The 6,894-nt window shown below is 67.8% G+C and carries 7 protein-coding genes and 1 tRNA gene; 3 read left to right on the top strand and 5 right to left on the bottom strand.

The window, feature by feature from the left end; translation table 11 throughout:
- Positions 1-32 precede the first annotated feature (32 nt).
- The 3 genes from ACFWF3_RS18855 to ACFWF3_RS18845 all read right to left on the bottom strand — a co-directional run bounded on the left by ACFWF3_RS18855 (position 33) and on the right by ACFWF3_RS18845 (position 2,000).
- On the bottom strand, positions 33-1,178 hold the full coding sequence (locus ACFWF3_RS18855; protein WP_379314653.1) for an acyl-CoA dehydrogenase family protein: 1,146 nt from the start codon (positions 1,176-1,178) through the stop codon (positions 33-35).
- Between the two features lie 17 nt (positions 1,179-1,195).
- Positions 1,196-1,801 (bottom strand): QsdR family transcriptional regulator, encoded by a 606-nt coding sequence (locus ACFWF3_RS18850; RefSeq protein WP_378991452.1) that lies wholly within the window; start codon positions 1,799-1,801, stop codon positions 1,196-1,198.
- Between the two features lie 126 nt (positions 1,802-1,927).
- A tRNA-Glu gene (locus ACFWF3_RS18845) sits at positions 1,928-2,000 on the bottom strand.
- A 176-nt stretch (positions 2,001-2,176) separates the two neighbouring features.
- On the opposite strand from ACFWF3_RS18845, the gene ACFWF3_RS18840 reads away from it, so the two are divergent.
- On the top strand, positions 2,177-3,130 hold the full coding sequence (locus ACFWF3_RS18840; protein WP_379314652.1) for a DNA polymerase domain-containing protein: 954 nt from the start codon (positions 2,177-2,179) through the stop codon (positions 3,128-3,130).
- Positions 3,131-3,180: 50 nt separating this feature from the next.
- Here ACFWF3_RS18840 and ACFWF3_RS18835 read toward each other — a convergent pair whose 3' ends face one another.
- Positions 3,181-3,741 carry a heme-binding protein gene (locus ACFWF3_RS18835; RefSeq protein WP_378633096.1) on the bottom strand — a complete coding sequence of 187 codons (561 nt, stop codon included), beginning with the start codon at positions 3,739-3,741 and terminating at the stop codon, positions 3,181-3,183.
- Positions 3,742-4,064: 323 nt separating this feature from the next.
- On the opposite strand from ACFWF3_RS18835, the gene ACFWF3_RS18830 reads away from it, so the two are divergent.
- On the top strand, positions 4,065-5,261 hold the full coding sequence (locus ACFWF3_RS18830) for a sensor histidine kinase (RefSeq protein WP_379314651.1): 1,197 nt from the start codon (positions 4,065-4,067) through the stop codon (positions 5,259-5,261).
- A gap of 93 nt (positions 5,262-5,354) precedes the next feature.
- Complete coding sequence (locus ACFWF3_RS18825) at positions 5,355-5,987, top strand: response regulator (protein WP_378991457.1); 633 nt, start codon at positions 5,355-5,357, stop codon at positions 5,985-5,987.
- 66 nt (positions 5,988-6,053) lie between these two features.
- Here the strand turns inward: ACFWF3_RS18825 and ACFWF3_RS18820 are convergent, their stop codons facing one another.
- The gene (locus ACFWF3_RS18820; protein ID WP_379314650.1) at positions 6,054-6,548 is read right to left on the bottom strand and encodes a DM13 domain-containing protein; all 495 of its coding nucleotides are present in this window, start codon (positions 6,546-6,548) and stop codon (positions 6,054-6,056) included.
- Positions 6,549-6,894: the final 346 nt, after the last annotated feature.

The following is a 6,894-nucleotide window of genomic DNA, read 5'->3' as shown; positions in this document are numbered from 1 at the left end:
GCTCCTACGCCGGGCGCGACGCTATCCGTGCGCTACAGACCCAGATCGCGGCCGATCAGTTCCTTCATGATCTCGTTGGAGCCCGCCCAGATCTTGGTCACCCTGGCGTCCATCCACGCCCGCGCGACCCGGTATTCACGCATGTAGCCGTAGCCGCCGTGCAACTGCACACACGCGTCGAGCACGTCGTTCTGCACCTGCGCCGACCACCACTTGGCCTTCGCCGCGTCGACCGCGGACAGCTCACCGGCAGCGTGGGCGACGATGCCCTGATCGACGAACGCCTGTGTCACTTCGATTTTGGTGACCAGCTCGGCGAACAGGAACTTGTTGTACTGGAAGCTACCGATCTGCTGCCCGAATGCCTTGCGCTCCTTGGCGTACTGCAGCGTCTCGTCCAGGATCGCCGAGGCGTGCGCGAGGTTGGAGACCGCCGCGCCGATGCGTTCCTGCGGCAGCCGCTCCATCATGGCGATGAAGCCACGGTCGGCCTCGCCGAGCCGGTTGGCGTCGGGGACACGCACATTGTCGAAGAACAGTTCGGCGGTATCGGATTCGGGCTGACCGACCTTGTCGAGCTTGCGACCACGAGTGAAGCCGTCCATGCCGGTCTCGATGACGAACAGCGTGATGCCCTTGGCCTTCTTCTCCGGGCTGGTGCGGGCGGCGACGATCACCAGGTCGGCGTTGAAACCGTTGGTGATGAACGTCTTCGAGCCGTTGATGATCCAGTCGTCGCCGTCGCGCACGGCGGTGGTCTTCAGTGCGGCCAGGTCGGAGCCGCCCGACGGCTCGGTCATGCCGATGGCCGTGATGATCTCGCCGGTGCAGAACTTCGGGAGCCAGCGCTGCTTCTGCTCATCGGTGGTGAGCTCGACCAGGTAGGGCGCGCACACGTCGTAGTGGATGCCGAACGAGGACGCGATCGCGGCGCTCGCCTTCGACAGCTCCTCGCCGAACACCGCGTTGAAGCGGTAGTCGCCCGCGTCGCTGCCACCGAACTCCTCGGGCACTCCGAGGCCGAGGTAGCCGAGTTCACCTGCCGCGAGCCAGGTTTCACGGTCGATCGCCCGTTCTTCGACGAAGCGTTCGGCATTCGGCTCGATCGAGCGCTTGACGAACTCGGCGACCGACGCGCGGAAGGCGTCGTGATCCTCGGTAAAGATGGAGCGCTTCATGGTGTCCTTTCGCTGACTTACTGTTCGGGCCGTTCGCCCAGCAGAACCAATGACGCCCGGACAACTCTGGCCGCGTCGGGTTCCTCACCGCTGATCACATCGGTGTAGATGAAGGTCTCGGTGATCCGCACCAGCAGCAGCGCCAACTCGGGCACCGGCAGCAGCGGATCGAGATTCTCGGCCGAAATCTCCTCGGCGAGTAGCTCTTCCACGATCGCGACGACGCGGTGCTGCACCGATCCCGCGCGTGTGGTGAGCAGTCGCAGCGACCGCTCGGGTTCGCGCAGCAGGAACTGGCGGAAGGCGTAGGAGGTGTTGGTGGCCTGGGCGAAATCACCGAGGATCGTCGCGATGCGGTACGCGCCGTGGCCGGGAGCCGCGGCGGCCGCGCGACGCAAGGTCGGCTCGGCGACCGACCAGATCACCTCGGCGAGTAGTTCGTCGCGCCCGCCGACCCATCGGAACAGCGTCGCCCGGTTCACCCCGAGCGCGACGGCGAGTTCCTTCATCTCGAGTCGGTGCCCGGCCAGGAATACGGCCCTGGCGGCGCGGAACGCGCTCACGGCATCGGGACGCGCCGCGGCGTCCTGGAGTCGCTTCTCCAACGCCGTCTGCTCGATCACGTCACCTCCATGCACCGTTTCCTACAGTGTATGAACCGTGCAACGTCTGTCAATGTGTTGCACTCCGGGCACAAGACGCGGGCACAAAAAAACTCCCCGGTCACCATGACCGAGGAGTTCTCTCTGTAGCCCCGACGGGATTCGAACCCGCGCTACCGCCTTGAGAGGGCGGCGTCCTAGGCCGCTAGACGACGGGGCCAGAACTACAGCTCACCGGGGTGAGCCGCGCGGAACATACGATAGCCGACGACCTGGTGATCGACCAAAACGGGTGGTGACCGCAGATCGAGGCGCCCTGCGTTCGGCTGTGGCCGGGCGGCGGGTTTGTGTCCGTGACCGGTTGACCGCCCTCTGGCAGCGGGGCAAGGTGGGGCCATGACCAGCAAAGAGCTGCGCGGTGGGGTGGAGATGAGCAATCTCGATCAGCCGTTGTTCGACGGGGCCGAGGCGACCAAACGGGATCTGGTCGACTATCTCGAGTTCGTGGGGGAGCGGCTCGTTCGGGTGTTGCGGGGGCGGGCGCTGTCGGTGGTGCGGGTGCGGCCGGGGCAGGAGCCGTTCATGCAGAAGAACCTGCCGAAATACACTCCGGACTGGGTTCCGCGCGCGACGGTGTGGGCCGAGAGCTCGCATCGCGAGGTCACCTACGCGCTCGGCGACGACGTGCGCACGCTGCTGTGGTTCGGAAACCAGCGCGCGGTGGAATACCACCCGCTGCTGCTGTCGGTCGACCACAGCGCGGGACCGACGCACCTGGTGCTGGATCTGGATCCCTCACCGGGACAGACGTTTCGCGACGCGGCCGCGGGTGCGCAGCTGATCCGGGCCGCGCTGGCGGCCGACGGGCTCGCCGGTGCGGTGAAGACCAGCGGCGCCAAGGGATTACACGTCTACGTGCCGATCGAGCCCGGCGTCGCGATCGAGGACGCTGCGGCGGCGACCCGGGCCGTCGCGGCCAGGGCCGAGCGCATCGACCCCACCGTCGGAACCACCGCGTTCATCCGCGGGGACCGCGCGGGCAAGGTCTTTCTCGACTCCACGCGAGCCGGTGGCGCAACGGTGATCGCGGCATACAGCCCGCGTATCCGTCCGGGTGTACCGGTGTCTTTTCCCGTGCGCTGGAACGACATCGACTCGGTGACCCCCGCCGACTTCACTCTGCGTACGGCGCGGGACCTGCTCGGTGACGCTGACCCGTGGGACACGGAAATGCCTGCGCCACAAGTACTTCCAGCCGACTTGGTCGCCGAGGGCCACACCATTCCGATCGCCCGAGTCCAGGCGATGCACGAGGGTAAACGCCGGGCGCGCGCCCGCCGCACCGAATGAACACTGTCCCCCTGCCGAATTCGGCAGGGGGACAGTACTTCAGATCCTGATCAGCTTCCGAGCGAGGCGACGCCCGCCTGGGCGAACTTCTCGTCGAGGTCACCGCTCGGAGCGCCTGCCACGCCGATGCCCGCGATCGGGGCGTTGTTCGACTTCACCGGGGCGCCGCCACCGAGGAAGAGGGTGCCGTCGATGTCGGCCAGATGGGGAGCCGACTCGAGACGCTTGGCCAGTTCGGTGGTGGGGGCGTTCCAGGAGACCGCGGTGAAGGCCTTCTGCTGGGCGGCGTCGTAGGACTGCGGGCCCGCGCCGTCGCCGCGCAGGGTGACGATGACATTGCCGTTGCGGTCGACAACCGCGACGCTCACCCGCTGGTTCTCCTTGGCGGCGGCGTCGAGGGCGGTCTGCGCGGCCTTGGTGGCGGCGGCGATCGACAGGTGAGTCGACTGGGCCAGGTTGGCGTCGGCGGCGTTGACGACGACGGGGGTGCGCGTGGCCGGGTCCTGATCCTGCGCCTGGACCGTCACGACGCCGACCACACCGGCGGCGACGACACCGACGGTGGCGCCGGCGATGATGAGACGGTTGCGGGTGGTGGACTTGGCGGTCATGGCTGCTCCTGTGCGGATCTCGGCCGGCCGGCGGTCTGCCGTGGCCTGTTGATATCCATCCTGTTCGCTCGCGGGCCCGCGCGGATCGGCGTACCGGCTGCACTCCGGGGCCGGATCGGCCGACACCGGGGTCAACCGATCGGATGACCCACCGCGGGCGATCATCGGGAAGAATCAACAGTTCGCCCAGGCCGAGCTGTTTTCTCGGCCGCCTCGACCCGGACCGACCGGAGGGTGCGACGCCGAAGTGCTCGCGGGAGGCAAGATCGAGGTCGAGAGGCCGACAACCGCGGCGGCAGCCGCCGAGAACCCAGGTGGATGACATGGCTCAGTTGCTCGGCGCCCAGCGAGACGACACGCGCCTGCTCGCCGTCATCGTCCACAGTGCGTTCTATGTGCTGCTCGCCGCGTCGTTGATGCGGTGGCTGATCCGGCACAGCGAGACGCGGTCGACGCCGCTGATCGTCGTCCTCTCCGTGGTGCTCGCGGTGCTGTACGCGCTGAGCGAGCTGCGTCAGTCGGGTCGGCTGGTGTGGTTCGCGATGCTGGTGCTCACCTGGTCGGTGCTGGTGGTACTCGCGCCGAGTTTCGCCTGGTGCGCGGTGCCACTGGTGTACACGGGGCTGCGGATTCTGTCGGAGCGGGTCGCGGTGATTCTGGTCGTGGTACTCACCGCGCTGGTGGTGTCGAGTCAGGTGCGCATCGCCGGCTGGCTTGATCCGAATCTGGTGCTCGCCCCACCCGCGGTGGCGGCGGTGACCACGGCGCTGTTCGTCGGAATGCGCCGTCAGGCCGAACGGCAGGCCGCGCTGATCGACGACCTGGTGCGGACCAGACAGGAACTGGCGGCCACCGAACGCACGGCGGGCACCCTGGCCGAACGGCAACGACTGGCCATGGAAATCCACGACACCCTGGCCCAGGGACTGTCGAGTCAGCGCATGCTGCTCCAAGCCGCCGACCTGGTGTGGGACAGCGACCCGCAACTCGCGCACACGCATCTGCGCTCGGCCGCCGCCATCGCCGAACGTGACCTCACCGAGGCTCGCCGGTTCGTCCACGATCTGGCCCCGGCCGACCTCGCCGCGGGCGGATCTCTGCCCGCCGCGCTGGCCGCGCTCGCCGCGCGAGAGACCACGGACACCCTGACCGTGCGCTGCCATATAGAAGGAGCGCCGGGCCCGTTGCCCCAGCGGGTCGAGGCCACCCTGCTGCGCATCGCCCAGGGCGCGCTGGCCAATGTGCGCGAACACGCGGCGGCCACCACCGCCACGATCACCCTGACCTGCCTCGACGACCAGATCGTGCTCGACGTCGCCGACGACGGACGCGGCTTCGACCCCGACGCGCAGGCCGACCCGCAACAACATCGCGGACACGGCCTGCCCGCGATTCGCGCGCGAGTGCGCCAACTCGGCGGCACCTGCACTATCGAATCCGCGGCCGGCGACGGCACGGTGCTCTCCGCCGCGATTCCGCTCGCGCCCGGGATCATCGACGACGCGATCGCCGGCCACTGAAGCGAACGCCGCCACGAACATCCGCTGACCGCGCCGGCGTCGGCCCGCGAAGGGATTCGCATCGTCGGGGAACGCGCGCACTAACATCGGCACGTGACCACCACCGTGCGCCTGTTGATCTGTGACGATCACGCGGTCGTCCGCGCCGGACTGCACGCACTGCTGTCGAGCGCGCCCGGTATCGAGGTTGTCGGCGAGGCTGCCGACGGACCGACCGCGGTCACGCTGGCCGCGAGCCTGCACCCCGACGTGGTGCTGATGGATCTGCAGCTCGGTAGTGACATGGACGGTGTCGAAGCGACCCGCCGGATCACCTCCCAGCCCGCCCCCACCCCGCACGTCCTGGTGCTGACCACCTACGACACCGACGCCGACATCACCCGCGCGATCGAGGCGGGCGCCACCGGATACCTGCTCAAGGCCGAGCGGCCGGAGGAACTGTTCGCCGCCATCCACGCCGCCGCCGGCGGGCAGACCGCCTTGTCGGCGCCGGTCGCCGCCAAGGTGATGGCCAAGATGCGCAATCCAGGACCCACGCTCACCGCGCGTGAGCGTGACATCCTCGGTCAGCTCGCCCACGGCCTCGGCAACCGCGAGATCGCCCGCGCACTGCACATCAGCGAGGCCACGGTGAAAACGCATCTGGGCCGCATCTACGACAAACTCGGGGTCGACACCCGTGCGGCGGCGGTCGCGGTGGCCACCGAGCGGCGCTTGCTCGCCTGAGGGTTCGAGTGCCCACTCGGCAGGGGCAGAAGGGTCGGGGCAGGCCCTGATCGGACAGGGCGGCGCCTACGCGGGCGCCAGCGTGGCGGCGCCGAAGGACACGTGGAAGCGCTCGCACCAGATACTGACCGACTTCACCGTGGCCAGATCGGTACCGGCGGGCAGCTCGTAGTTCTGGCTGCCCTCGTTTCCCTTCAGGGCGCCGAGGTCGATGCGGTCGCCGTCGTCGAAGTTGTGCCAGTCGTCGACGATCACCGGCTGGTCGGTGAGCCAGACGTGCAGGGCAGGCCCGTCGGAGGTCTTCAGGTCGACGATCCGGAGCACGACGGTGCCCTCCGACGTGCGCTGGAGCTGGGCGGTGCCGGAGGTGTCGTGCTCGTGGGAGACGAAGGTGCCCTCGGCGATCACCGGCGGTGGCGCGCCGTCCACCGCGACGATCGGTGCCTCGTCGACGGTGACCGTGGTGAACAGTCGCCACGGCTGGAACAGATAGAGACCTACGCCTACGGCCGCGACCACGCCGAGCGCGAGGACGGTGAACAGGGTCCGGCGAGTGCTCATGTGCGCCTCCTTTTCACCCATCATCCCCCGGCCGGGCGTGGGCAGACTGCCCGAATTGCCGGAAAAGAAACGTGATCGGGGTCTCTGATTCCTTATGAGCCCCGTCACATTACGACGCTATAACGACAGTGGTGTGATTACGGATTTATTACGGTCGACCAGGGGTGAACGGTGTTCGTTTGGACAATGCTCGCTACAATTGGCGTCGTGATCGGTACGTGATCTCAGGTCGCAAACCGGCTACATTCGATCACGGCTTGAACAACAACCCGAGCCGAATCGAATCGCAGAACGCCAGAAAGCCTGCCCCGTGATTCGAGGATCCCCGACATGACTGAGGGGCAGG

The organism is Nocardia sp. NPDC060220 (assembly GCF_042727815.1).
Classification (GTDB): Bacteria; Actinomycetota; Actinomycetes; order Mycobacteriales; family Mycobacteriaceae; genus Nocardia.
This window is presented reverse-complemented; position numbering and strand designations above follow the sequence as displayed.

What these genes read in the sequence shown, in the direction of transcription:
- ACFWF3_RS18835 (WP_378633096.1), bottom strand. Translation starts at nt 3,741, where the DNA reads ATGACCGCCAAGTCCACCACCCGCAACCGTCTCATCATCGCCGGCGCC.
- ACFWF3_RS18855 (WP_379314653.1), bottom strand. Translation starts at nt 1,178, where the DNA reads ATGAAGCGCTCCATCTTTACCGAGGATCACGACGCCTTCCGCGCGTCG.
- ACFWF3_RS18830 (WP_379314651.1), top strand. Translation starts at nt 4,065, where the DNA reads ATGGCTCAGTTGCTCGGCGCCCAGCGAGACGACACGCGCCTGCTCGCC.
- ACFWF3_RS18820 (WP_379314650.1), bottom strand. Translation starts at nt 6,548, where the DNA reads ATGAGCACTCGCCGGACCCTGTTCACCGTCCTCGCGCTCGGCGTGGTC.
- ACFWF3_RS18840 (WP_379314652.1), top strand. Translation starts at nt 2,177, where the DNA reads ATGACCAGCAAAGAGCTGCGCGGTGGGGTGGAGATGAGCAATCTCGAT.